The 22,226-nt window shown below is 73.3% G+C and carries 24 protein-coding genes and 4 pseudogenes; 11 read left to right on the plus strand and 17 right to left on the minus strand.

Features of this window, described 5'->3' with window-relative positions:
- From ABD794_RS05820 to ABD794_RS05830, 3 genes and pseudogenes are all read right to left on the minus strand, one after another.
- Positions 1 to 582, minus strand: a pseudogene (locus tag ABD794_RS05820) (PH domain-containing protein); the annotation flags it as partial.
- Between the two features lie 164 nt (positions 583 to 746).
- A pseudogene (locus ABD794_RS05825) lies at positions 747 to 974 on the minus strand (hypothetical protein); the annotation flags it as partial.
- Positions 975 to 1,040: 66 nt separating this feature from the next.
- Complete coding sequence (locus ABD794_RS05830; protein ID WP_344961267.1) at positions 1,041 to 1,568, minus strand: hypothetical protein; 528 nt, start codon at positions 1,566 to 1,568, stop codon at positions 1,041 to 1,043.
- Between the two features lie 230 nt (positions 1,569 to 1,798).
- Between ABD794_RS05830 and ABD794_RS05835 the strand changes: the two genes are divergently transcribed.
- On the plus strand, positions 1,799 to 2,296 hold the full coding sequence (locus ABD794_RS05835; RefSeq protein WP_344961269.1) for a TetR/AcrR family transcriptional regulator: 498 nt from the start codon (positions 1,799 to 1,801) through the stop codon (positions 2,294 to 2,296).
- A gap of 8 nt (positions 2,297 to 2,304) precedes the next feature.
- On the opposite strand, the pseudogene ABD794_RS18620 reads toward ABD794_RS05835, so the two are convergent.
- Positions 2,305 to 4,395 (minus strand): annotated as a pseudogene (locus tag ABD794_RS18620) (FUSC family protein).
- Between the two features lie 300 nt (positions 4,396 to 4,695).
- Between ABD794_RS18620 and ABD794_RS18625 the strand changes: the two are divergent.
- Positions 4,696 to 4,797 (plus strand): annotated as a pseudogene (locus ABD794_RS18625) (RNA polymerase sigma factor); the annotation flags it as partial.
- A gap of 82 nt (positions 4,798 to 4,879) precedes the next feature.
- Positions 4,880 to 6,214: a CAP domain-containing protein gene (locus ABD794_RS05850; protein WP_425585936.1), complete on the plus strand. Its 1,335-nt coding sequence runs from the start codon at positions 4,880 to 4,882 to the stop codon at positions 6,212 to 6,214.
- A 99-nt stretch (positions 6,215 to 6,313) separates the two neighbouring features.
- Here ABD794_RS05850 and ABD794_RS05855 read toward each other — a convergent pair whose 3' ends face one another.
- The gene (locus ABD794_RS05855; RefSeq protein ID WP_344961272.1) at positions 6,314 to 7,207 is read right to left on the minus strand and encodes a hypothetical protein; all 894 of its coding nucleotides are present in this window, start codon (positions 7,205 to 7,207) and stop codon (positions 6,314 to 6,316) included.
- 7 nt (positions 7,208 to 7,214) lie between these two features.
- On the opposite strand from ABD794_RS05855, the gene ABD794_RS05860 reads away from it, so the two are divergent.
- The 4 genes from ABD794_RS05860 (at position 7,215) to ABD794_RS05875 (ending at position 10,782) form a co-directional block, all read left to right on the plus strand.
- Positions 7,215 to 8,483, plus strand: coding sequence for an FUSC family protein (locus ABD794_RS05860; protein ID WP_344961274.1), 1,269 nt, complete (start codon positions 7,215 to 7,217; stop codon positions 8,481 to 8,483).
- A 34-nt stretch (positions 8,484 to 8,517) separates the two neighbouring features.
- Positions 8,518 to 9,300 (plus strand): alpha/beta fold hydrolase, encoded by a 783-nt coding sequence (locus tag ABD794_RS05865; protein ID WP_344961276.1) that lies wholly within the window; start codon positions 8,518 to 8,520, stop codon positions 9,298 to 9,300.
- A 92-nt stretch (positions 9,301 to 9,392) separates the two neighbouring features.
- Positions 9,393 to 10,181, plus strand: a complete 789-nt coding sequence (locus ABD794_RS05870) for an SCO4651 family lipoprotein (RefSeq protein ID WP_344961278.1) — start codon at positions 9,393 to 9,395, stop codon at positions 10,179 to 10,181.
- A 25-nt stretch (positions 10,182 to 10,206) separates the two neighbouring features.
- Complete coding sequence (locus ABD794_RS05875; protein WP_344961280.1) at positions 10,207 to 10,782, plus strand: nucleosidase; 576 nt, start codon at positions 10,207 to 10,209, stop codon at positions 10,780 to 10,782.
- A gap of 145 nt (positions 10,783 to 10,927) precedes the next feature.
- Here the strand turns inward: ABD794_RS05875 and ABD794_RS05880 are convergent, their stop codons facing one another.
- Positions 10,928 to 11,794 (minus strand): helix-turn-helix domain-containing protein, encoded by an 867-nt coding sequence (locus ABD794_RS05880; protein ID WP_344961282.1) that lies wholly within the window; start codon positions 11,792 to 11,794, stop codon positions 10,928 to 10,930.
- A gap of 78 nt (positions 11,795 to 11,872) precedes the next feature.
- On the opposite strand from ABD794_RS05880, the gene ABD794_RS05885 reads away from it, so the two are divergent.
- Positions 11,873 to 12,037, plus strand: coding sequence for a hypothetical protein (locus ABD794_RS05885; protein ID WP_344961284.1), 165 nt, complete (start codon positions 11,873 to 11,875; stop codon positions 12,035 to 12,037).
- A gap of 15 nt (positions 12,038 to 12,052) precedes the next feature.
- On the opposite strand, the gene ABD794_RS05890 is transcribed toward ABD794_RS05885, so the two are convergent.
- Positions 12,053 to 12,184 carry a hypothetical protein gene (locus ABD794_RS05890; protein WP_344961286.1) on the minus strand — a complete coding sequence of 44 codons (132 nt, stop codon included), beginning with the start codon at positions 12,182 to 12,184 and terminating at the stop codon, positions 12,053 to 12,055.
- Between the two features lie 32 nt (positions 12,185 to 12,216).
- Here ABD794_RS05890 and ABD794_RS05895 point away from each other — a divergent pair, with 32 nt between their 5' ends.
- Positions 12,217 to 13,044, plus strand: a complete 828-nt coding sequence (locus ABD794_RS05895; RefSeq protein ID WP_344961288.1) for a phosphotransferase enzyme family protein — start codon at positions 12,217 to 12,219, stop codon at positions 13,042 to 13,044.
- Between the two features lie 457 nt (positions 13,045 to 13,501).
- Here ABD794_RS05895 and ABD794_RS05900 read toward each other — a convergent pair whose 3' ends face one another.
- Both ABD794_RS05900 and ABD794_RS05905 read right to left on the minus strand, forming a co-directional pair.
- The gene (locus ABD794_RS05900) at positions 13,502 to 13,753 is read right to left on the minus strand and encodes a hypothetical protein (protein ID WP_344961291.1); all 252 of its coding nucleotides are present in this window, start codon (positions 13,751 to 13,753) and stop codon (positions 13,502 to 13,504) included.
- Between the two features lie 113 nt (positions 13,754 to 13,866).
- Positions 13,867 to 14,364 carry a DUF1648 domain-containing protein gene (locus ABD794_RS05905; RefSeq protein ID WP_344961293.1) on the minus strand — a complete coding sequence of 166 codons (498 nt, stop codon included), beginning with the start codon at positions 14,362 to 14,364 and terminating at the stop codon, positions 13,867 to 13,869.
- Between the two features lie 186 nt (positions 14,365 to 14,550).
- Between ABD794_RS05905 and ABD794_RS05910 the strand changes: the two genes are divergently transcribed.
- A complete protein-coding gene (locus ABD794_RS05910; RefSeq protein WP_344961295.1) occupies positions 14,551 to 14,709 on the plus strand; it encodes a hypothetical protein in 159 nt (52 codons plus the stop codon).
- On the opposite strand, the gene ABD794_RS05915 is transcribed toward ABD794_RS05910, so the two are convergent.
- From ABD794_RS05915 to ABD794_RS05930, 4 genes are all read right to left on the minus strand, one after another.
- Positions 14,687 to 15,292: a DUF1707 SHOCT-like domain-containing protein gene (locus ABD794_RS05915; RefSeq protein WP_344961299.1), complete on the minus strand. Its 606-nt coding sequence runs from the start codon at positions 15,290 to 15,292 to the stop codon at positions 14,687 to 14,689. The two genes, ABD794_RS05910 and ABD794_RS05915, sit on opposite strands and share 23 nt — an antisense overlap.
- A 72-nt stretch (positions 15,293 to 15,364) precedes the next feature.
- Positions 15,365 to 16,108 carry a succinate dehydrogenase/fumarate reductase iron-sulfur subunit gene (locus ABD794_RS05920; protein WP_344961300.1) on the minus strand — a complete coding sequence of 248 codons (744 nt, stop codon included), beginning with the start codon at positions 16,106 to 16,108 and terminating at the stop codon, positions 15,365 to 15,367.
- Positions 16,105 to 18,051: a fumarate reductase/succinate dehydrogenase flavoprotein subunit gene (locus ABD794_RS05925; protein WP_344961302.1), complete on the minus strand. Its 1,947-nt coding sequence runs from the start codon at positions 18,049 to 18,051 to the stop codon at positions 16,105 to 16,107. The genes ABD794_RS05920 and ABD794_RS05925 overlap by 4 nt, the downstream gene beginning before the upstream one ends.
- Positions 18,052 to 18,054: 3 nt before the next feature.
- On the minus strand, positions 18,055 to 18,759 hold the full coding sequence (locus ABD794_RS05930) for a succinate dehydrogenase cytochrome b subunit (RefSeq protein ID WP_344961304.1): 705 nt from the start codon (positions 18,757 to 18,759) through the stop codon (positions 18,055 to 18,057).
- Between the two features lie 88 nt (positions 18,760 to 18,847).
- On the opposite strand from ABD794_RS05930, the gene ABD794_RS05935 reads away from it, so the two are divergent.
- The gene (locus tag ABD794_RS05935; protein ID WP_344961338.1) at positions 18,848 to 19,738 is read left to right on the plus strand and encodes a LysR family transcriptional regulator; all 891 of its coding nucleotides are present in this window, start codon (positions 18,848 to 18,850) and stop codon (positions 19,736 to 19,738) included.
- 69 nt (positions 19,739 to 19,807) lie between these two features.
- Here ABD794_RS05935 and crcB read toward each other — a convergent pair whose 3' ends face one another.
- Genes crcB through ABD794_RS05955 form a run of 4 tightly spaced genes read right to left on the minus strand, consistent with a single transcriptional unit; the run spans position 19,808 to position 22,148 of the window.
- The gene (gene crcB / locus ABD794_RS05940) at positions 19,808 to 20,164 is read right to left on the minus strand and encodes a fluoride efflux transporter CrcB (RefSeq protein WP_344961306.1); all 357 of its coding nucleotides are present in this window, start codon (positions 20,162 to 20,164) and stop codon (positions 19,808 to 19,810) included.
- Complete coding sequence (locus ABD794_RS05945; RefSeq protein ID WP_344961308.1) at positions 20,161 to 20,484, minus strand: DUF190 domain-containing protein; 324 nt, start codon at positions 20,482 to 20,484, stop codon at positions 20,161 to 20,163. Before ABD794_RS05945 ends, crcB begins: the two co-directional genes overlap by 4 nt.
- A complete protein-coding gene (locus ABD794_RS05950; protein WP_344961310.1) occupies positions 20,481 to 20,906 on the minus strand; it encodes a fluoride efflux transporter FluC in 426 nt (141 codons plus the stop codon). The genes ABD794_RS05945 and ABD794_RS05950 overlap by 4 nt, the downstream gene beginning before the upstream one ends.
- 9 nt (positions 20,907 to 20,915) lie before the next feature.
- The gene (locus ABD794_RS05955; protein ID WP_344961312.1) at positions 20,916 to 22,148 is read right to left on the minus strand and encodes a styrene monooxygenase/indole monooxygenase family protein; all 1,233 of its coding nucleotides are present in this window, start codon (positions 22,146 to 22,148) and stop codon (positions 20,916 to 20,918) included.
- Positions 22,149 to 22,226: the final 78 nt, after the last annotated feature.

Raw genomic sequence — 22,226 nt, forward strand, 5'->3', positions numbered from 1 at the left:
GCGCCGCAGCCCGTCCGTCTCCACCGCCTCGCCCACACTCCCGTGCTCGACCCGTACCGCCTCCGAACTGCGGCGCGGCGGCAGGACGTATGCTGCGCTTGCGGTTCTCCTCGCGGTGTGCCACGAGTCCGCTCGCGACGGCCGTACCGACGCGCCGGCCGCCGGACCGGAGGTCAGCAGCGGTTCAGCGCAGGACGACCCGCGCAGCCGGGTCCGTTCGATCGAGACGGACCGGGTCGTGAAGAGGCCGTGCCGGACGCGCAGGGTCGCGTCGTCGGACCATTCCAGCCGGTAGCCGCCACCAGTTCTCGGCGTAGAGGGCCCACCGCGCCCCACGACCCCGAGCACGGTGACGACCAGCAGTCCCGCCGGGATCGTCAGCCACAGCGCGCCCCGGCCGAACGCGTCGAACGCCCGCGCACGGGCGCCGACCCGCCACGGCTCGATCCCCATCCCGTCGAGCGCCCGCCACACCGCCCCCGCGCTCGCGAGGACGCCGCCGAACACCCAGAAGGTGACGCGGCGCGTAGCGCAGCCAGCGCGGGTCGGCGGTGGAGAGGACGGGGCCTCGGCCGCGTCCACCGACCCGGCGCGGGCGAGGAGTTCGCGGCGCAGCCGCTCCGCGCCGGTCCGGCCCCAGCGCCTCCAGCTTCAGCTCGCCGCTGTGCCCGCCGGTGCCGGGCGCGCAGGACGACCAGGCCGAGGAGCCGTTGGACGGGGTTGGCGGTGAGGTCGACGTTGCGGACGCGGTGCAGGGGGACGGCGCGGACCCGCCGGGTGACCAGTCCGGTGCGCAGCTCGATCGCCTCGGCGGTGACGCGGTAGCGTGCGTGAAGCGCCAGGATCAGGGCGTCGGCAGCGGTGATCGTGGCGAAGACGGCGGCGATGATCGCGAGGGTGGTCCAGGCCCTGTGCCCAGGTGTCCGCCGGTGGCCAGCGCGGTGAGCGCGAGCGAGCCGAGCGGGGCCGCCCAGCCAGGCGCGTGGGCGAGCGGGGTGCGGGGTCGAGGCGGCGCCAACCGCCCGTGTGCCGGGGCGCGTTCACGCGCGGCGTCCTCCCGTACGGTGACGGGCCGCCTCGGCGACGACGCTCGGCCATGGCCCCGCGCGTCGCTCCTCGGCCAGTCCCGGGTCTGAGAGCATCTTCACGGCGCGGCGCCTGGAGGCGGTGGTGACGGTGACGGTGGCGAGCCCGTAGCGCCGCTGGAGCGGGCCGATCTCCGTGTCACGGTCTGCACCCGGGAGAGCGGCGCGATGTGCGGCGCCGCTGGAGGAACCAGCCGCTCGCGTGTAGACGGCGGACTCGCCGACCTCCCAGGCGTTGGACGCGGTTAGCGCCAGGCGGGCATGGCCAGTTGGTAGAGAGCGCGGCGGCGCGACGAGGCGCCAGTGCCGACGGGGCGAGCCACGCAGGGCGCCGGAAGAACAGCGCGGACAGCACCAGCAGCGCCGCGGCCGCGAGCAGCAGCGGACCGGTGACGGCGCAGCACAGCCCTGACGCCCACCAGCGGCGGCGCGGGGGTCGACGCGGTGGCGCGTGGCCGCAGTCGGGTCCGGGTCATCGGTCATCGCGTGGTTCCCCCGCTTCTTTTCAAGTCGTTCGTATTGATCCTGCCCGGTAGGTATGCCAATACGTTCGACTTGCAAAACGGGTCCGGAAAATGGTTCCGGGAAAGGGAGAGTGTGGCGGCCGCGGACTGCCCAAGCGCGTGGACGCACGAGGAGACTGGCGCCGCCTGATCGCGGGGCGCTGTGGCGCATCGCCACACCCGCGGCCTGAGGGCGCGAGCCTGCGGGACGTGGCCGCCGAGGCCGGCATCTCGCTCGGCCAGCTCCAGCACTACTTCGCCGGCAAGGACGAGATGATCGTCTTCGCTCTGGAGCACATCAGCAGCCTCGGCGAGGAGCGCATCCGCCGCCGGATCACCGCCCTGCCCGAGGAACCCACCCCGCGTACGATCCTGCGCGAGTGCGCCGCCGGGATGCTGCCGCTGGACGACGAGTCCCGCACCGGACTCCTGGTCGGCATCGCCTACTTCATCCGGGCGCTGGGCGACGAGCGGCTGCGCCGCCACGCGCAGGAGGGGCAGCCGGCGCTGCGCGCCTTCTTCGCCGGCCAGTTCCGGCAGGCCGTCGGGAGCGGCGACGCCGTGCCCGGACTCGACCCGGACACCGAGGCGATGCTGCTGATCGCGCTCACGGACGGGCTGACGAGCTCCGCCCTGCTGGAAGTGATCACCCCCGACGAGGCGCTGGAGCTGCTGGAACGGCACCTGGACCGGCTGTTCGTCTCCTGAGACGGTGATCAGGCGCGCCGCGCCGCCCGGTTGCGCCCGCCCGGCCCCGGCGACAGCGCCGCCGCCCAGCTCGTCGAGCGCGTCCACCAGCAGCTCCGCGCCGCGCACCGCCACGCCCCGGTCGCCCTCGGCCGCGTACCAGTCGGCGATCGTCGCGCGCGGCCCCCGCCAGTCCGGCGCCCGCCGCTCCCGCACCGCGGCCACCGCGTCCGGCAGGGCGTCGCGCAGGCGTCCGCGAACTTCCCGGCGTACGGCGACGGTTGGGCGTCGCGGTCCGGGGTGTGGGCCTCCATCAGCATCGTCACCCGGCCCATCGTGGCCAGCGCCGTGTCCGCCGCGCGCTCGGCGGTACGGGACAGACCCCGGTGCCGCACGGGCTCCTTGAGGGCCCGCTCCGCCGTCTCCTCCCACGTCGTGCGCGCCGCGCGGGAGTCGAGCAGGGTGTCCCGCACCCGGCGCGGGCGGTGCTCGGCGGGGCGGGCGTACGCGTCGAGGACGGCGAGGGCGTACGCGCCGTTGGTCTCCAGCCAGTCGGCGAGGCGGTCGCGCAGCCGCGCGGTCTCCCACACCGGGAACATCGCGTAGGCGGCCATCGCCAGCAGCCCGCCCAGCAGCGTCAGCGCCACCCGGGCCTCCACGGTCTGCGACCAGCCCTCGCCGACGATGCCCAGCAGGAAGACGACGTACGCGCCGATGCACGCCGAGGCCACGATGTAGCCGGTGGCCATCAGCAGGTACAGCAGCCCGACGCAGACCACCGCCAGCGCCGCGCACACGTACGGGCCCGGGTGCAGCAGCGCGGCCAGCCCCGCGCCCAGGAGCACAGCCGACGAGCGTGCCGACGAACCGGGCGACCCCGCGCGAATAGGTCTGCCCGAAGTCCGGGCGCATGATCATCACCGAGGCCATGGGCACCCAGTAGCCGTGGCCGAGCGGCAGCGCGGTGCCGAGCACGTACCCGACGGACGCCACGACCGCGACGCGGACGGCGTGCCGGCCGACCGGCGACGACCACCGGGCCATCGCGCCGGACGGCCCGCAGGGCGACGGGGACGAGCCGGGGGACGCTGGGCCGCAGCAGGTGCCGGTGCTCCCCGGAGCGGCGGGCCGTCCGCACCGGCTCGTCGCTCTGGTCGACGACGTCGCCGAGCAGCGCGATCAGCCGGTACGCGGAGCGCCGCGCCGCGCCGGAGAGCACCGGGCCCTCCTCGGGCACCTGGAGCACGGCCAGCGCCTCGGGCGGCAGCCGGACGGGACGGCCCCAGCGGATCGCGCGGGCGACGGCGTCCAGCACGCTCGCCGCCGCGCCCAGCAGGTCGCGGGCCCGGTCGCGCTCCGGCCCCTCGGCGGGCGCCCCCGACCACCGTGTCGGCGAGCGCCGCCAGCACCGGCCGCAGCCGCTCGGCCAGCCCGCGCGGGCCGCCGAGCTGGGCGGGGGCGGTTGCGGGCCTGACGCGGCGTGAGTTCGCGGCGCTGCGGGCCTCCATCAGCGGCTGCGGATCGAAGCGGGCCGTGGGGTCGTGGCGCAGCCGGGCGCGCGTAGTCGGCCTCGGCGGCGAGCGCGTCGGCGAGCGCGTCCCGCTGCCGGCCCAGGGTCTGATCGGGAACAGGACGATGAGCAGCGCCTGGACGACGCCGCCGAAGGCGATCAGCGCGGCGTTCGCGGCCGCGCCCGCGACGGAGGTGGGCAGGGTGACGGTGACCAGCATGACCGCCACGGTCTGCGTGGCCACCAGCCCGGAGACCGGGCCGACGGCCCACGCCATGCCCGCCAGCAGCGTCCAGGTGGCGAGCAGGAGGACGAAGACGACGTGGCTGTACGCGGCCAGGTAGCCGAGGAAGGTGCTGGCGGCCAGCCCCACGGCCACGCCGAGGGCCAGCACCGGCCGCGGCCGCCAGCTCCGCTGGAACGTCGCGAGCCCGGCGGCGAACGCGCCGAGGCGGAGGAGACGGCGAGCGCCGGGTGCCGAAGGCGAGCATCAGCGCCATGACCAGGGCGATGCCGCGGCCGCGCGGAGGGTGACGAGGGGTTCGAGCGTGGCCCGCTCGACGGTCAGCCCGGAGCGGGCGGTGTCTTTGAGCGCGCTCAGCCAGGGCATGGGTCCGAGCTTACGTTCCGGATGGTCTGATTCCGGACGACGGGGGCGCTCCGCGTCCATCGTCCCCGGACCCGTACGCTCCCCGAAAAGTTTTCGGAATTTCTGTTATCCGGTCCCGTGCTCCTCCGTCTCCTAGGAGTCGGCCACCGAGCCGGCAACCAACGAAGAGAGGTGCGTAAGGCGTGAGGACCGAGATCGACGCCGCCCGGATCGAGGGCGGCGCGGGCCGGAAACACGGCGGCGCAGGACGAACTCGTCGCCGCCTGCCTGCCGCTCGTCTACAACATCGTCGGCCGGGCCCTGGGCGGCCACGCGGACGTGGACGACGTCGTCCAGGAGACGATGCTCCGCGTCGTCAACGGCCTGGGCGACCTCCGCGACCCCGCCGGCTTCCGCTCCTGGCTGGTCGCCATCACCACCAATCAGATACGGACGCACTGGCGCGAGAAGCGCCCCGAGAACACCCGGCGACCGGCCGGCCGAGGTGCCCGACCCGGCGTCCGACTTCGTGGCCGTGACCATCACCCGGCTCGGCCTGGAGGGCCAGCGCCGGGAGGTCGCCGAGGCGACCCGCTGGCTCGACGACGGCGAGCGCGAGGTCCTCTCGCTGTGGTGGCTGGAGGCCGCCGGCGAGCTGAGCCGCGCCGAGGTCGCCGCCGCACTCGGCCTCACCCCGCAGCACACCGCCGTCCGCGTCCAGCGCATCAAGGAGCGGCTCGACACCGCCCGCGGCGTCGTCCGCGCCCTGGCCGTCACCCCGCGCTGCCCCGAACTCGCCGCCCTCGTCGCCCCCTGGGACGGCGTCCCCTCCGCCCTGTGGCGCAAGCGCGTCGCCCGCCACGCGCGCACCTGTGCCGCCTGCGGCGGCGCCTGGTCGGCGCTCGTCCCGGCCGAGGGCCTGCTCGTCGGCCTCGGCCTCGTCCCGGTCACGGGTGCGCTGCTCCACTGGTGGGGCGGTGCGACGGTGCTGCACACCGAGTCCGTGGCCGCGACGTCGGCGGCTTCCGCACCGGTGCGCCGCGGCCACCGGGCGTCCGCCGGCGCCCCGCGAAGGGCCGGCGGGTCGTCGTCGGCGCCGCCGCCCTCGCCGTCGTGGCCGGGTGCGGTCGCGATCGGCGGTCCGTACCTCTTCGGCGACGACCCCGCCGTCACCGAGCCCGGCACCCTGGCCGCGAGCGACGCGGGCCGGGTGGTGCCGCTGGGCGACCGCACGGCGACCGTCTCCGCGACTCCCGGGGCCACCCCCTCCGCCTCCCCGAAGAAGAAGGACAAGGAGAAGGACAAGGGGACGAAGGGGGAGAAGAAGCATCCCCCCACCGCGAAGCCGACCGCCGAGGCGGACCGCCCGAGCCCCACCCCCGCCACGGCCCGGCCCACCCCGTCGTCCGGGCGCACGGCCCGGCCCACGCCGAAGGCCACCCCCCGCCCCGCGACCGGCGGCCCGCTGGAGCAGCAGGTCACCGATCTCGTCAACGCCGAGCGCGCCAAGGTGGGTTGCTCGCCGCTGACCCCCAACGGGCAGCTCGCCCGGGCCGCCCAGGGGCACTCGGACGACATGGCGGCCCGCGGCTTCTTCGACCACACGAACCCCGACGGCAAGGGCCCGGGCGACCGCGTCACGGCCGCCGGGTACCAGTGGACGACGTACGGCGAGAACATCGCGTACGGGCAGCAGTCCGCCGCCTCCGTGATGGACGGCTGGATGCACAGCTCCGGCCACCGCGCGAACATCCTCAACTGCTCCTTCAAAGAGATCGGCGTCGGCGTCAACCATGCGCCGGGCGGTCCGCGGTGGACGCAGGTCTTCGGGGCGCGCTGAACAAACGATTCCGCGTGGGGCCCGGGCCCGGCCGGCCGAGCGGGCCGCCCGCCCGGGTTGCGCCGGCAAAGGGGGCATTTAGGGTGACGGTGTGAGCCGTCACCGCCCCGTCGGCGCCCCGTGATCCGGCCCGTCGAGTGGCTGCTGCGGCAGCCCGACGGGCCGCAGGCGGCACGCCGCGCCGTCTGGGTGGTCCTGGCCGGCTGCCCCGGCTTCTACGTCCTGAACTACGCCCTGCACCGGCAGACCATGGCGATGTTCGCCGTCTTCGGCGCCCTGCCCCTGGTCCTCTTCTGCAAACTGCCCGGCCCGCCCCTGCTGCGGGCCCGCACCCTGTTCCTCACCCTCCCCGCCGGCCTGCTCGCCGTCACCGCCGGCACCCTCCTCGCCGCCCACGACTGGACGGCCGCGCTCGGCCTGTTCGCCGTCGGCTTCGTGGTCTCCTTCCTGAGCGCCGGCGGCCCCCGCCCGGCCGCCGTGGCCGCCGCGCTCCAGCTGTACTACGTGCTGCCGTGCTTCCCGCCGTACGTCCCGGGCCAGTTGGGCGACCGCCTCGCGGGTCTCACGATCGGCTTCCTGCTCACCGTCGCCGTGGACCTGCTGCTGTGGCGCGACCCGCTCCCCGTCCCGTACCGCACCTTCCTCGCCGACGCGACGGCCGCGCTGGCGGACTACTGCGCCGCCACCGCACGTCTCCTCGGCGCCGACGGCGACCCGGCCGCCGTCCGGGAAGCCGGGCTGGAGACCGACCGCGCCCTGGAGACCACCCTCCTCTCCCGCATCCCGCCCGACTCCCGCCCCGCCTCCGTCTCCCTGCGCGACCGCGGCCTCAACCACACCCGCGCGGCCGTCGGCCACGTCCGCACCCGGCTCGACGGCGTGGCCGTAGACGCCCACGAACCCGACGCCGACGCCGCCCCACCTGCTCCACCTCTCCGCCACGACCCTCCGGCACACCGCCGAGGCCCTGCGCTCCGGCTCGCCGACCGTCACCGGAGCCGTGGACGAACTCGCCGACGCCGTGGGCGCGTTCGACGGGAAGAGGGCGCGCCGCATCGTCGGCACGCCCTCTCCCGAGCGGCTGCGCCAGGACGCCGCCGTCCGCGCCGTCGCCGAAGGCGTGCTCGTCGCCCGGCAGGCCGCCTGCATCGCGCTCGGCGACCGCCTCGACGCCGACTGGCGCCGTACCACCGGGCCGTTCGCCTACGCCACCGTCCCCTCCGCCGTCTGGTGGTGGCGCCGGCTGTCCGTCCACCTCACCCCGCGCTCCGTTCTCCTGCGCAACGCCCTGCGCATCGCCGCCGCCCTGGCCTGCGCCCGGCTCGTCGCCGGGGCGCTGAGCCTGCCGCACGGTTTCTGGGTGCTGCTCGCCACGCTCAGCCTGATGCGCACCTCCGCCGCCGACACCCGCGCCGCCCTGGTGCCGGCCTTCGCCGGGACCGCGCTCGGCGCCCTGGTCGCCGTCGGCATGCTGGAGGCGGTCGGCGAACGCCCCCTCGTCTATGCGCTGTTGACGCCCGTCGTCTTCCTGGTCGGCTTCGCTTTCGGCGCCGTCGCCGGACCGATGTGGACCCAGGCGGTCATGACCCTGGCCTTCATGGTCCTCTTCGGGCAGGTCGCCTACCCCGGCTGGGACCTGCCCGCGCTCCGCTTCGTCAACGTCGTCGTCGGCGGCCTCATCGGCGCGGCGGCCGGGCTGCTCGCCTGGCCGCGCGGCGCGTACGGACAACTCCGCGACGACGTCGGCGAGTTCCTCGTCCGCGCCGCCGCCGGATGCCGGGAGGTGGCCGGGCTGCTGTGCCACACCGTCCGCGACGACGGGTCCGACGCGTTGCTCCCGGCCCGCCGCGCCATGCTCCTCGCCCAGGCGACGCACCTGGAGTACAGCGGCGAGCGCGCCGCCCGGCAGCACCGCTCCACCGACCCGCCCTGGGGCGCGTACATGCTCGCCGGGTACGCCGTGGTCACCGGCGGCGCCCTGCTCCTCGGCCGCCACCGGCACGGCGCCCACGACCCGCCCCCGCCGGAGGCCGCCGCCGAACTGGCCGCCCTCGCCGAGCGCGTGGCGGGGGAGTGCGTCCGCTCGGCGGGCGCGCTGGCCCGTCCCGCACGGCCCGGCCCGCTCTCCGACCCCAACCCCGCCCACACCTCCGGCCCCCTCCGCGTCGCGGACCGCACCTCCACCGCCGACCTGCTGCTGATCGCCGACGCGGAGGCGTGGCTGACGGCGGTGGCGCGGGACGCGGTGCGGGCACGGGGCTCGGGTTGACTCTGACATCTGTGTCAGGCTTTAGCGTCCTGCCATGACTTCCGCAGAGATCACTTCTTCCTTCGGCCGTATCGTCCGTGGCACCGGCCCCGGTCTGCTGCTCGCCCACGGCGCGGGCGGCGGCATCGACGCCAACTACGGCCCGGTCATGGACGGCCTGGCCGCGCACCGGACCGTCGTCGGACCCGACTTCCCCGGTACGGGCCGCACCCCGCGCTCCGACGTCCCGCTCACCCTGGACGGGCTGGCCGACGGGCTCGTGGCCGCCGCCGACGAGGAGGGCGTCGAGACGTTCGCCGTCAGCGGCTACTCCCTGGGCTCGGCCGTCGCCGTACGGATCGCGGCCCGGCACCCCGAGCGCGTCACCGGCCTCGTCCTCACCGCCGGCTTCGCCCGCCCCAACCCGCGCTTCCGCCTCGCGGCGCGGCTGTGGCGCGAACTGCTCGCCGAGGACGACGGCCACGCGAAGCTGGCCGCGTACGTCTCCCTGCTCGGGATGGGCGCGCCCGCGCTGGACGCCGTCCCGCAGGACGCCCTCGACGCGGCCCTGAAGCAGGCGGCGGCGACGGTTCCGCCGGGCACGGACGACCATGTGGAGCTGGCCGAACGCGTAGACGTGACGGCCGACCTGGCCGGGATCCGGGTGCCCACGCTCGTGATCTCCACGGCGTACGACTCGCTCGTGACGCCGCGCCTCCACCGGGAACTGGCGGACGGCATCCCGGGGGCGGAGTGGGCCGAGCTGGAGAGCGGGCACCTGCCGTTCGCGGAGCGGCCGGGGGAGTGGCTGGAGTTGATCAACGGCTTTCTGAACTGAGGGATTTGTGTGACGCCAAATCACTTTGTGTCGTATACGTTCCCTGGGCGAAGATGGCGCGTCCCCCGCCGTGATCCCCAGGAGAACCCTTCATGCGCATACGACGTGCCGGTGTTGTCGCAGCTGCCGCCGTGACGGCGGCGGTCGTCACGCTCGGAGGGTGCGGCTCCGGGAAGACGGAGAGAGTGGCCGGTGCGGTGAAGGGCTCGTCGTCTGCCTCGTCCGCCCCGGCCGACGGCTTCGACGTCGGGGAAGCCGTCCGGAAGGCCGACCCGGCGCCGTACTCCGCGCAGATGGACACGGAGACCTACCTCGGCTCCAGGCTCGCGATGACCATGTCCGGCCGGGGCAACCTCAACGCGCCGACGGGCATGAAGGTGCGCATGCGCACGGTGTCGGACGTCCCGGCCGACCAGGCCGTCGACATGGAGATGCTCGCCACCCCGGAGGGCGCCTACGGCCGTGGGAAGCTCGGGCAGTTCAACACCGGCGGAGGCTGGGCGAGGATGCCTGCGGGCGGTTCACAGGGCGCTGCCCAGGACTTCGACAAGTACACGCGCATGATGCTCGACCTGGGTCCTTCCGCCCGCAAGGGCGTCGAGGTACAGGGTGGACAGCCCGCCCACCGGCTTTCCGGCACGCTCACCCGGGAACAGGTCCGCAAGGCCGATGTGAAGCTCTACGACAACATGCGGACCAAGGGCATGGAGCAGATCGACTGCGACCTGTGGATCAACAAGGCCGGGCGGGTCGTCCGCCTCGAGCAGTGGATGGGCGTCAGCGGCGCCAAGGCCCACAACGTGATGGTCCTGAAGGACTTCGGCGCCCCGGTGAAGTTCACCGCCCCGCCGGAGTCCGAGATCAGGCCGCTCGGGCGTTGATCGCGTCCCTGCGATGATGGACCGCATGCGTCTCACCGGAACCGTCACCCCCGACCGCCCCCTCCTCGTCCTGGCCGTCCAGGAGGAGGCCGCCCACCTCGACACGGACCTCCCCGTGCTGCTCACGGGAATCGGCAAGGTCAACGCGGCGGCCTCGCTGGCGACGGTCCTGGCGCGGGGCGACCGCCCCTCCGAGATCCTCAACCTCGGCACGGCGGGCGCGCTGGAGTCCGGCTGGCTGGGGACGCACGAGATCGCGCAGGTCATCCAGCACGACATCGACACTCCGGTGCTGAAGGCGCTGACCGGCCGGACGTACGGCGACGCCCTCACGGTGAGCGAGGGCACCGGCCCGACGCTGGCCACGGGCGACCTGTTCGTCGCGGACGAGTCGGCGCGGGCGCGACTGGCGCAGCATGCGCAGCTGGTGGACATGGAGGGCTACGCGCTCGTCACGGTCGCCCGACGGGCGGACGTCCCGATCCGCCTGATCAAGCACGTGAGCGACGAGGCGGGGGCCGGGGCCGGGCAGACGTGGCAGGAGTCGGTGGACGGCTGCGCGAAGGTGCTGGCGGAGTGGGTGCGGGAGGAAGGGTTCTGAGGCGGGTCGCCTCGTAGCCGGTCGTTGCCGAAGGGCTGGGGCCCGGGAGGAGTTGTGCCCCGGCCCCGCCCTTTCACCGTTTCCCGGGGAGGCCCCGGACCCCATCCGTCCTCAGGGCGGAGGCGCGGGCGCCTCCGGTCCCGGCTCATGACGGAAGCTCGTCCATGACAGCACGAATGAACGCTGCGCTTTGCTGCGGCGGCAGGGCGGATGCGCACAGCTCTTGGTAGGCCTCGCGGAGGCGCTTGGCCTTGTTCGGAGACTCCTGGGCCCTGCACATGGTGATGCTCTCCTCGAAGGCGAGCACCGTACCGTTCGGCAAGGTGAACAGGCCTAAATGCCCGCCGATCAGGGCGTGTTCCCCGTGGGAGAAGGGGAGCACGTGCACCGCAACCGCGGAGTCGTCGGCCAGATCGGCCACAGCTCCCAGCTGATCCCGCCAGATTCGGGTTCCGCCGACGGGGCGTCGAAGAACGGCCTCGTCGATGAGGTAGCAGGTATGGGGCGGTGTGCCGCTGCGAAGCAGCGCTTGCCTGGCCATCCGGCGGGACACCATCCGTTCCGTCTCGCCCGCAGGGCGGTCCGGGGCATGGGTGCGAAACAGGGTCCGCGTGTAGTCCTCGGTCTGGATCAGCCCCGGAATGAAGCAACCCGCGTAGCTCTGGATCCTGCGTGCCCTTGCCTCCGCCTCCATAAAACGCCGGTACTCGTCCGGATGGGCCTCGTGCTGAGCGATTTCGTAGAGACGTCGGAACAACTGGCCGGAGCCGAATGCCGCGTCCAGCAGCGTGGGTAGGTCGGGAGGCGGCATGTACTCGGCAGTCTCGATGCGCGACAGATGGCTGCGGCTGTACGGGACGACCGTAGCGAGCTTCTCCAGGCTCATCCCGGCCTGCTTACGATGCCGCCGGAGCTCCGCTCCGAACAGGTGACGGGCCGATCGCCCAGGTGTGAGTTTGCGTGCCCGGCGCGGCATGGAGCCCTCCCAATTCCCAGCATGAGGTTGGGACATCAAATGCTTCCGGAGCGTACTCCCGAGTGGCAATCCTGTTGCCACATCCAGTGATTGCCGACCCGAAGGGGTGCCCCCATGGCCGCATCACCCATGCCCCAACTCCCACCCCCACCCCCCGTCCCCTGCACCGAATGCCGCCGCATCAAAGACGCCTTCCACGCCGCCACCCGCGAAGGGAACCGCACCGCCGCGCAGGGCTGGATCGTCACCATGGGACGCCACCAGCGCTGGATGCACTGACGTGGAGACGTGCGTTCACACCACGTGGGTGGTGGTGCCCGGCGTCGCCACCTGCGCCCACTGCCGCGTACGCCGCTTCACCGCGTACGCGGCCCTGTGGCGCGAGGTCCCCGGCCCGGCGGAGACCGGGCCCACGGCTGCCGCCACAGGAACGGCCCACTTGCCGTTACGGTCGCGGCATGATTCCCGAACTGCTCAACCGGCATTGGGGTTTCGACCCCGTGGACGTGACCGCCCTGGAAGGCGGTATGAACTCGCTGACATGGTCGGTCCGTTCTGATACAGCCCGCTGGGTCGGCAAGGCCGTGCCCGCTCACGCGGCGGAGGCGTTCGCGTACGGGCTCGGCCTCGCGGATCGGCTGGAGCGGGCCGGGATAGCCGCCGGCGCGCCGGAGCCCACGCTGGACGGGCGGTGGACGGCCCCGCTGGGGGAGCGGACGTTCGCGCTCCTGCGCTGGGTGGAGGGCGAGGAGCCGGAGGAGCAGGCCGTCGTCGGAAGGACGTTGGCCCGAGCGCACCTGGTGCTGGGGACGGCGGAGCCGGGGCGGCTGTACCTGCCCGAGGAGCACCTCGACATACGCCCATGGCTGCGCCCGATGGCGGAGGGTGTGATGCGGCTGCTCGACGCGGCGGCGCTCACCTGGGGCCCGGTCCATGGTGATCCGTCCATGGACGCGTTCCGGCTGGACCCGGCGACGGGCCGGTGCGGCGTGATCGACTGGGGCGGGGCGGGCGTGTGGCCGAGAGCATACGACCTGGCGGCGCTGGTGATGTACGAAGGTCCGGCGCGGATGCGGCCGTTGATCGACGCGTACATCGCGGAGGGCGCCCTCGCACGCGAGGAAATGGAGCGGGCACTGGGACCGCTGTTGGACTACCGGTGGGCGGGCCAGGCCGTCTACTTCGCGGGGCGGATCGCCCGGGGGGACGTGACCGGGCTGTGGAGTCCGGACGCGAACGAGGAGGGGCTGGAGGCGGCGCGACGGTGGTTCCACCCGAACGGGTGACGAAGCGCTTGGCGTTACCCACCTTCGGGGAGGCTCATCGGCAACGCAACTGTGCGTGACCGTGGGGGTGTTCATGCGTCGTCTTGTCGTCGTTCTCCTGGGGGCTCTCGCCTTCTTCGGCTTCGTCGCCCCGCCGGCGGGTGCGGCGCCGGATCCGGCCGGTGGTCTCTCGTCCTGTCTCTTCGGGGAGGACATCGGTCCTGTCGAGGCGCCCGTCGCCGTTTCCGTAGGACTTTCCGTGGACTGTCTGACGCCGTAATCCATGCTCCGTCCTGCCCCGGCCGCCGACGGGCCGGGCGGTGATCTCCACGCCTGGGAACGCGACCGCCGCTTCGGCGGTGGCCGGCTGACGCGGTCCTTTCCGTCCCGGACCGATCGATCGACTTCTTCGGCCCGGGACGAGCCGTCCTACCCCCGCCCCCGGTACTCCTCCGTCACCATCGCGACCGCCTCCCCCTCACTCAGCCCCTGCTTGCGCGTCAGGCGTACGAGTGGCGGCACGCCTCCACTGCCGACGCGCGAGCTGCCGGCGTACGCACGCCGCGATCTGTTCCGCCAGCGGCACCCGCGACCCGTGGTCGATGGAGACCGGCATCTCGGCGCCCCTGGGGGAGGGCTCGGCGGCGGTGGGGGCGTCGTCGACGGTGACGACGAACCGGGCGCTGCTCTTGAACTCCAGCCAGAGCGTGCCCCCTTGGCGCAGGGACACGGCACGGACGCCCGGCTGCCACGGTCACGCCCTCGGGCGCGACGGTCACCCGGACCGCCCCGCGAGGAGTCAGCCGCAGAACTGCGAGCGCTGCCAGACGGACTTGACGGTGCTCATGCCTTCCTCCGGGAGCGGGAACGGCCGCGGGAGCGGAGCCAGCCGCCGAGGGTCACGGCCCCGCCGGCCGCCAGGGCGACGACGAACTGGTAGGCGGGAACGGACGCGTCACCGCCGTCCCCCGCGTCGGCCCCGGCCTTGAGCGCGCTCCACATGAAGTAGGTCGTGGCCACGGAGACCGCCCAGGCGGCGATCAGGGTCGGCCGCGTGCTGCGCTGTTCCTCGTCGGTCAGTGACTTGACAAGGAACAGCACCGTTTCGACGGCGTAGAGCACCAGGTTTCCGGCCATGGCCTGGCCCGGCGGACCGTAGCCGTCCGCACCGCCCGGGCCGAAATGGGTGGGCATGCGGTGCGGCAGGTCGTCGCGCAGGACGAAGTAGGCGACGACGGCGACGGCGAGGCCGGTGGCGAAGGGCAGGACGGTAAGTCCGGCGATGCGCGAGGGACTTGGCCTTCCCGCGTCCGTCCCGTCCGTACTCCCTGCTGATTGCATCGGCAATTCCTCCCCCAGACGGTGCTGTTCGCGTCAATCTAGAACAACTAGATGGAGCAGCCAAGGATTCGCCCGGTCGTCACCGCTCCAATGCGCCATTGGTTGAGTGGAGTTGCATGGATTGCTCAGGGGGCTGTCGCCGGCTCGGCGTCGCATCGGTCCGCGGCTGCTGCGGCCGGTCCCTTCGTGGGCAGCACCAAGGACGGCCGTGACCTGTTTGCGGGCGGGATCCTGGTGCTGTGCGCGCCGCTGGGCGCCGGCCTGAACGTCACGCGCGTCCGCGAGGAGCCGGTGGCGGAGGCCGCGCCGGAGCACGAGTCCCCTAGGATTCCAGTTCGCGCCTGAGCTTGCGGCGTTCGCGGAGGCTGGGGTGGCGTACGACGACGCCGCCCATGCCGGCGCTGCCGACGAGACGGATCAGCGGCGTCCCGGGGGCGCGTCGGCCCTCGGCGGTCCGGTCCCTGACCCCGCCCATGTCGGGGTCCATCCGGTCCGTGTCGACGGCCCAGCCCTCCGGGACGACGACCACGACCCCGCCCATCTTGGCCTTCACCCGTATCTCCACCTCGGGGAGACGGGTGGTGACCCGGGTGAAGTCGAGGACGGCGCCGCCCATGCCCGCGTTCACGGTCAGGGACGCGGGCACGGTCCAGGCCCCCTTGCGGACGATGCCGGCCATGCCGCCGTTGAGGACGACCGGCTCGCCCGGCTCGGCACCGGCGACCGGCGGCAGATCGGCGACGAGCAGCGCGAGCTCCGCCTGCTCCTTGGCGCCCAGCGCCCTCTCCACCCGGACGTCCAGCTCGGCGAAGTCGATCCGTCCTTCGACGGCCGCGTCCTGGAGCCGCTCGATGACGGCGTCCCGCTCGGCGTGGGAGGCGCGGAGGGCGGGGGAGTCGGGGGCTGGTCCGGGAAGCGACGCGGTCATGGCGCCCATGATAGGGAGCGGGGCTCCGCCCCTGCACCCCACCGGGGGCTCCGCCCCCTGGCCCCCGAGCGGCTAACGCCGCTTCACCGACGCCCGCAGATACTCCCGGTTCAGCATCCCTATCGCCGACAACGGAATCCCCTTCGGGCAGGCCGTCGCGCACTCACCCGTATTCGTGCAGCCGCCGAACCCCTCCCCGTCCATCGCCGACACCATGTCCAGCACCCGCGACTCCCGCTCGGGCGCCCCCTGCGGCAGCACGTTCAGATGCACGACCTTCGCCGAAGTGAAGAGCATCGCCGACCCGTTGGGGCAGGCCGCCACGCACGCGCCGCAGCCGATGCACTCCGCGTGCTCGAAGGCCAGGTCGGCGGCCTCCTTCGGCACCGGCGTGGCGTGCGCCTCGGGCGCGGCCCCGGTCGGCACGGAGACGTAGCCGCCCGCCCCGATGACCCGGTCGAACGCCGAGCGGTCCACGACCAGATCCTTCACCACCGGGAACGCCGCCGCCCGCCACGGCTCCACGTCGATCGTGTCGCCGTCCCGGAAGTGCCGCATGTGCAGCTGACACGTCGTCGTCCGCTCCGGCCCGTGCGCCTGCCCGTTGATGACCATGCCGCACGCGCCGCAGATCCCCTCCCGGCAGTCGTGGTCGAAGGCGACGGGCTCGTCCCCGGCGAGGATGAGCTCCTCGTTGAGATGGTCCAGCATCTCCAGGAAGGACATGTCCTCGCTGATGCCGGAGACCTCGTACGTGGTCATGGCGCCGGCCGTGTCCGCGTCGCGCTGGCGCCAGATGCGCAGGGTGAGCTTCACGCGTAACTCCGCTGTGTGGGGTGGACGTACTCGAAGTGCAGGTCTTCCTTGTGGAGGACGGGCGCCGCGCCCGCCCCCGTGAACTCCCAGGCCGCGGCGTACGCGAACTCCTCGTCCCGGCGCGCCGCCTCTCCCTCCGCCGTCCGGCTCTCCTCGCGGAAGTGACCGCCGCAGGACTCGGCCCGGTGCAGCGCGTCGAGGCACATCAGCTCGGCGAGTTCGAGGTAGTCGACGATGCGGTTGGCCTTCTCCAGGGACTGGTTGAGCTCCTCGCCCGTGCCCGGCACCTTGATCCGGCGCCAGAACTCCTCCCGGAGCTCCGGAATCCGGCCGAGCGCCTTGCGCAGCCCCGCGTCCGTGCGGGCCATCCCGCATTCGTCCCAGAGGAGTTCGCCGAGTTCGCGGTGGAACGAGTCCGGCGTGCGGTCGCCGTCCACGGCGAGCAGCCGGTCCAGCCGGTCCGTCACCTCGGCGACGGCGGACGCCACCGCCGGGTGGTCGGGCGGTACTTCGTCGTGCGGGTGCCGGGCGAGGTAGTCGTTGATCGTCGACGGGAGGACGAAGTAGCCGTCGGCCAGGCCCTGCATCAGGGCCGAGGCGCCCAGCCGGTTCGCCCCGTGGTCGGAGAAGTTGGCCTCGCCGATGGCGAACAGGCCCGGGACGGTGGTCTGGAGGTCGTAGTCGACCCACAGTCCGCCCATCGTGTAGTGGATCGCCGGATAGATCCGCATCGGCACCTCGTACGGGTCCTCGGCGGTGATCCGCTCGTACATCTCGAAGAGGTTGCCGTACTTCGCCTCGACGGCCTTCCGCCCCATCCGCCGGATCGCGTCCGCGAAGTCCAGGTAGACGCCCTGCCCGCCGGGCCCGACGCCGCGCCCCTCGTCGCAGACGTTCTTCGCGGCGCGCGAGGCGATGTCGCGGGGGACGAGGTTGCCGAAGGACGGATAGATCCGCTCCAGGTAGTAGTCGCGCTCGTCCTCCGGGATCTCCGCCGGCGGGCGTGTGTCGCCCTTCGCCTTCGGCACCCAGATGCGGCCGTCGTTGCGCAGCGACTCGCTCATCAGCGTCAGCTTCGACTGGTGGTCGCCGGAGCGCGGGATGCAGGTGGGGTGGATCTGGGTGAAGCACGGGTTGGCGAAGTACGCGCCGCGCCGGTGCGCCCGCCAGACGGCCGTGGCATTGGAGTTCTTGGCGTTCGTCGACAGATAGAAGACGTTGCCGTAGCCGCCGCTCGCCAGCACGACCGCGTCCGCGAAGTAGGTGCTGATCCGGCCGGTGATCAGGTCGCGGGCGACGATCCCGCGGGCCCGCCCGTCGACGACGATCAGGTCGAGCATCTCGGTGCGCGGATGCATCTCGACGGTGCCGGCGGCGATCTGCCGGGACAGCGCCTGGTACGCGCCGAGCAGCAGCTGCTGCCCCGTCTGGCCGCGGGCGTAGAACGTCCGCGAGACCTGGACGCCGCCGAACGACCGGGTGTCCAGCAGACCGCCGTATTCGCGGGCGAACGGCACGCCCTGCGCCACGCACTGGTCGATGATCTCGACGGAGACCTGGGCGAGGCGGTGCACGTTGGACTCGCGGGCGCGGAAGTCGCCGCCCTTGACGGTGTCGTAGAAGAGCCGGTGCACGGAATCGCCGTCGTTGCGGTAGTTCTTGGCGGCGTTGATGCCGCCCTGCGCGGCGATGGAGTGCGCCCGTCGCGGCGAGTCCTGGTAGCAGAACTGGACGACGTGGTAGCCCTGTTCGGCGAGTGTGGCCCCGGCCGAGCCGCCGGCGAGGCCCGTGCCGACCACGATGACGGTGTGCTTGCGGCGGTTGGCGGGGTTGACGAGCTTCGCCTCGAAGCGGCGGCGGTCCCAGCGTTCGGCTATCGGGCCGTCGGGGGCCTTGGTGTCGGCGACGGGTTCGCCGGTCCGGTAGTGGACGTAGTCGGACATGGGTCAGCTCACGATTCCTGTCATGACGCCGATCGGGACGGCGACGAAGCCGAGGGTCAGCAGCGCGGCGAGGCCGTTCGCGACGGCCTTGAACGCCCGGTCGCGCCGCGGGGAGTTGGCGCCCAGCGTCTGTGCGGCGCTCCAGAAGCCGTGCCGGATGTGCAGGCCCAGGGCGAGCATCGCGGCGATGTAGAGGACGTCGACGTACCAGCGGTCGAAGGACGCGACGACGTTCTCGTACGGACGGCCGTGCTCCGCGTTGGGGTTCACGGTGAGGGTGGTGAGGTCGAGGATGTGCCAGACGATGAACAGCCCGAGGATGATCCCGCCCCAGCGCATGGTGCGCGTCGCATAGCTCGCGCGGGCGCGCCGGCGCTCGTACTTCGCGGGGCGCGCGGCGAGGTCGCGGCGGCTGAGCTGGTACGCGGCGACGCCGTGCAGCACGACGGACGCGGCGAGGGCGACGCGCACGAGCCACAGGAACCACTCGTAGTGCAGGAGCGGTTCACCGATCGTGCGCAGCCAGTGCGCGTAGTGGTTGAACTCCCCGGCCCCGAAGAAGATCTTCAGGTTGCCCAGCATGTGGGCGACCAGGTACGCCAGCATGATCAGGCCGGTGACCGCCATGACCGCCTTCTTGCCGACGGTCGAGTGCCACACGGAGCCGATGAGGGACGGGGAGCGCTCCGCCCGGGTCGCCAGTGCCATGTCACCGACGCTAGGTCGGCAACCTTCGATCCGTCCAAGACATGGCACCGCTGGTTTCCATAGGCATGGCCTATCTATTCTGGTGGTGATGCAACTCCAACAGCTCCGCTACTTCGCGACCGTCGCCGAACTCCGGCACTTCACCCGCGCCGCCGAGGCGCTGCACGTCGCCCAGCCGTCGCTGTCCCAGCAGATCCGCGCGCTCGAACGGGAGCTGGGCGCGGACCTCTTCCACCGGGCGCGCGGCAACATCACGCTGACCGACGCGGGGGAGGCGCTGCTGCCGCTGGCCCGGCGGATCCTCGCGGACACGGACACCGCGCGGCGCGAGGCCCAGGAGGTGGCCCAGCTGCGGCGGGGACGGGTGCGGCTGGGGGCGCCGCCGAGCCTGTGCGCGAGCCTGGTGCCGGACGTGCTGCGCGCGTACCACGCCCGGTTCCCCGGGATCGAGTTGTTCATCGACGAGGGGGGTTCGCAGGACCTGGTCCGCAGCCTGGCGGCCGGGGGCCTGGACCTGGCCCTGATCATCACGCCGCTGGGCGTCGGGGCACCGGCGCTCGAGACGACGGAGCTGCTGAGGGAGGACCTGGTCGTCGTGTCGGCGCCGTCGGTGCCGATGCCCCGTCGCCGCATGCGCGTCGAGGATCTCCGCGGCCTGCCGATGGTCATGTTCCGCCGCGGCTACGACCTCCGCGAGATCACGATCACCGCCTGCCGCGCGGCCGGCTTCGAGCCGTCGTTCACGGTGGAGGGCGGGGAGATGGACGCGGTGCTGGGCTTCGTGCGGGCGGGGCTGGGGGTGGCGGTGGTGCCCGGGATGGTGGCGGGGCGGTCGGGGTTGCGGGTGACGCCGTTCGAGGGGGACCGGATGCGGCGCACGGTGGCGGTGGCGCACCGGAAGGACGCGCCTCCGCCAAGGGCGGCACGGGAGTTGTGGGAGGTGCTGCTGGAGCACCTGCAGAGCCCGTCCGGCGATTGAGGACGAACGCGGCGAAGCCGCGTTGCCCGCGCGGAGCGCGCAAGAAACGGTGAAAGGGCGGGCCGGGGGCTAGAACAACACGGCGCCCAGCCACACCCCACCGAACGCCGCCGCAACCCCCGCCACCACACTCCCCACCACATTCATCAGCGCATACCCCCGCGCCCCGTCCCGCGCCAGCCGCAACGTCTCGTACGAGAACGTCGAATACGTCGTCAACGCCCCGCAGAACCCCGTCCCCAACGCCAGCCGCACGGCCGTCGGCGCCGCCCCCGTCACCACCCCCAACACCACGCACCCCACCACATTCACCGTGAACGTCCCCCACGGGAACACCGAGTCGTGACGCGCCTGGACCGCCCGGTCGGTCAGATACCGCAGCGGCGCACCGGCCATCGCACCGGCAACGACGAGAAGCCAGTTCACCCGCGGTGGACCTCGGTCGCGTCGAGGGTCACCAGGCCGCGCCCGTCCGGCCCGAGGAGCTCGTCCAGCACCGGCAGGAACCCCCGCACGCGCGACTCCTCGTCCACGATCACCACCGCCACCGGCAACTCCTCGCTCAGCGACAGCAGTCGCGCCGTGTGCACCCGCGACGAGGCGCCGTAGCCCTCGATCCCCCGGAAGGCGCTGGCGCCCGCCAGCCCCGCCCGGTGGGCCCGGTGCACGATCTCGGAGTAGAGCGGCCGGCCGTGGGCCGCCATGTCGGACTCGCCGACGTACACGGTCAGTCGGAGCGCCGTCATCGCACCTTCCCCTCGATCGCCCGGCGCGTCGCCCCCGCCGCCGCCCAGACCGCGGCCAGTGCCGCGAGCGGCGTCGCGACCAGGTACGCCAGCCCGATCCCGGCCCGTCCGTCCGCGACGAAGCGCTGGAAGTCGACCGCGTACGTGGAGAACGTCGTGTAGCCGCCGAGCACACCCGTGCCGAGGAACGGCCGGACCAGCCGGTGCGGGGCGCCGAGCCCGTCGATCGTCGCCATCAGGACACCGATCAGCGCACAGCCCGTCGCGTTGACGAGGAACGTCGTCCAGGGGAAGGCCGTGTCGGCCGTCGGCCAGAGCAGCCCCGCGCCGTAGCGGGCCGCGGCGCCGAGCCCGCCGCCGAGGGAGACGGCGCAGACCACGGGCCCCTGCCCGCCGTCGCGCGCCGTCGTTCTCGTGCTCACCCGGTCACGCTATCCCAGGGCGGCCAGGTAGGCCTCCGCCCGGTCCGCGTCCAGCAGCCAGTCCCGGTACCCGGCCGGGTCGGGGAAGCCGTTGACGTAGCGGTGGGCGACGTCGGGGCGCTCGGCCGCGGCGGTCAGCACGGCCCGGACGTGCGGCGGCAGCGGCTCCAGCAGGGTGTTGGTGAAGGCCACGGTGTGCCGGGCCCGCTCCCACCAGGGGGCGAACGCGTCGTGCATCCACGCCCGGTCGAACGGCTCGTCGCCGCGGGCGAGGACGGCCCGCAGGTAGTGGTCGGCGCAGTGCGCCGCGTTGTTGGAGCCCTGTCCCGTGAGCGGGTCGTTGAGGACGACCGCGTCGGCCATGCCGAGGACGTACGCGTCCGGGGCCACCTCGGCGACCGGGTGGCGGACGACGGGGACGAAGGCGCCGGTCAGCACGGCCCCCGCGTCCGTCGGCTCGGCGGCCGCGCAGCGTTCGTACTCCCAGGGCGCCCAGGCGCGCATCAGCTCCAGCGAGCGCTTCAGGGCCTCCGCCGGTCCGGGCCGGTCGCGCCAGCGGTCGAACGAGCCGTCCGGGACGGCCTCCCACAACAGCATCGTGCAGGGCCCGGAGAGCGTCAGCCCGGGCAGGACCATCAGCTCGCCCACCCCGGGACAGCCGGTCATCCGCAGGTGCGCGGGCCACTCGGGATGCGGCGCGACGCCGTGCACATAGACGACGGCGAGCTCGCGCCGCGGCTCGGTGAAGGGACTGTGCCGCCCGTCGCGGCCGAGGACGGCGCCGAGGTCGCCGCGCCCGGAGGCCAGCAGCGTCAGATCGTGGGCCGCGGCCAGCGCCGGCAGGTCGTCCGCGGTCACCGCGCGGTACTCGGCCCGGCCGCCCTCCTCCTCGAACAGCTCCAGCCAGCGCGCCGTCTTCATCCGCAGGTCCACCGACTGGGCCGGTTCCTCCAGGTCGGCGGCGATCGTCCGGGCGGCCGTTCCCGGGGGGTCGGCGGTGGTCAGCCGCATGCCCTCGATCCAGGGGGTCTCCGCGTCCCACAGGTTGAGCCCGGCCGCCCGCTCCAGGGCGCGGGCCGGGCCGAACATCTGCTGCGTGGACAGCACCCGGCCGGCGCGGATCTCCTCCGGCCGGCGGTCGGAGAGCAGCAGCACGTCGTACTCCCCGGGCGCGGCCCGGAGGAGTCCCAGCGCCAGGTGCAGCCCCGCCTGTCCCGCACCGACGATCGCGATCCTGCGCATCGTTGCCTCCCGCACCGATCGGTCCCACGTCCCTTGTAGCGGTGCGGCGCGGCGACTGTACAGACGGCACGCGGGTGC

It is taken from the genome of Streptomyces thioluteus (assembly GCF_039535865.1).

Excerpts from the sequence above, each read along its gene's own strand:
- ABD794_RS05830 (WP_344961267.1), bottom strand. The coding sequence starts at position 1,568 with ATGACCGATGACCCGGACCCGACTGCGGCCACGCGCCACCGCGTCGAC.
- ABD794_RS05865 (WP_344961276.1), top strand. The coding sequence starts at position 8,518 with ATGACTTCCGCAGAGATCACTTCTTCCTTCGGCCGTATCGTCCGTGGC.
- ABD794_RS05870 (WP_344961278.1), top strand. The coding sequence starts at position 9,393 with ATGCGCATACGACGTGCCGGTGTTGTCGCAGCTGCCGCCGTGACGGCG.
- ABD794_RS05875 (WP_344961280.1), top strand. The coding sequence starts at position 10,207 with ATGCGTCTCACCGGAACCGTCACCCCCGACCGCCCCCTCCTCGTCCTG.
- ABD794_RS05880 (WP_344961282.1), bottom strand. The coding sequence starts at position 11,794 with ATGTCCCAACCTCATGCTGGGAATTGGGAGGGCTCCATGCCGCGCCGG.
- ABD794_RS05885 (WP_344961284.1), top strand. The coding sequence starts at position 11,873 with ATGGCCGCATCACCCATGCCCCAACTCCCACCCCCACCCCCCGTCCCC.
- ABD794_RS05895 (WP_344961288.1), top strand. The coding sequence starts at position 12,217 with ATGATTCCCGAACTGCTCAACCGGCATTGGGGTTTCGACCCCGTGGAC.
- ABD794_RS05905 (WP_344961293.1), bottom strand. The coding sequence starts at position 14,364 with ATGCAATCAGCAGGGAGTACGGACGGGACGGACGCGGGAAGGCCAAGT.
- ABD794_RS05915 (WP_344961299.1), bottom strand. The coding sequence starts at position 15,292 with ATGACCGCGTCGCTTCCCGGACCAGCCCCCGACTCCCCCGCCCTCCGC.
- ABD794_RS05925 (WP_344961302.1), bottom strand. The coding sequence starts at position 18,051 with ATGTCCGACTACGTCCACTACCGGACCGGCGAACCCGTCGCCGACACC.
- ABD794_RS05930 (WP_344961304.1), bottom strand. The coding sequence starts at position 18,759 with ATGGCACTGGCGACCCGGGCGGAGCGCTCCCCGTCCCTCATCGGCTCC.
- ABD794_RS05935 (WP_344961338.1), top strand. The coding sequence starts at position 18,848 with ATGCAACTCCAACAGCTCCGCTACTTCGCGACCGTCGCCGAACTCCGG.
- ABD794_RS05945 (WP_344961308.1), bottom strand. The coding sequence starts at position 20,484 with ATGACGGCGCTCCGACTGACCGTGTACGTCGGCGAGTCCGACATGGCG.
- ABD794_RS05955 (WP_344961312.1), bottom strand. The coding sequence starts at position 22,148 with ATGCGCAGGATCGCGATCGTCGGTGCGGGACAGGCGGGGCTGCACCTG.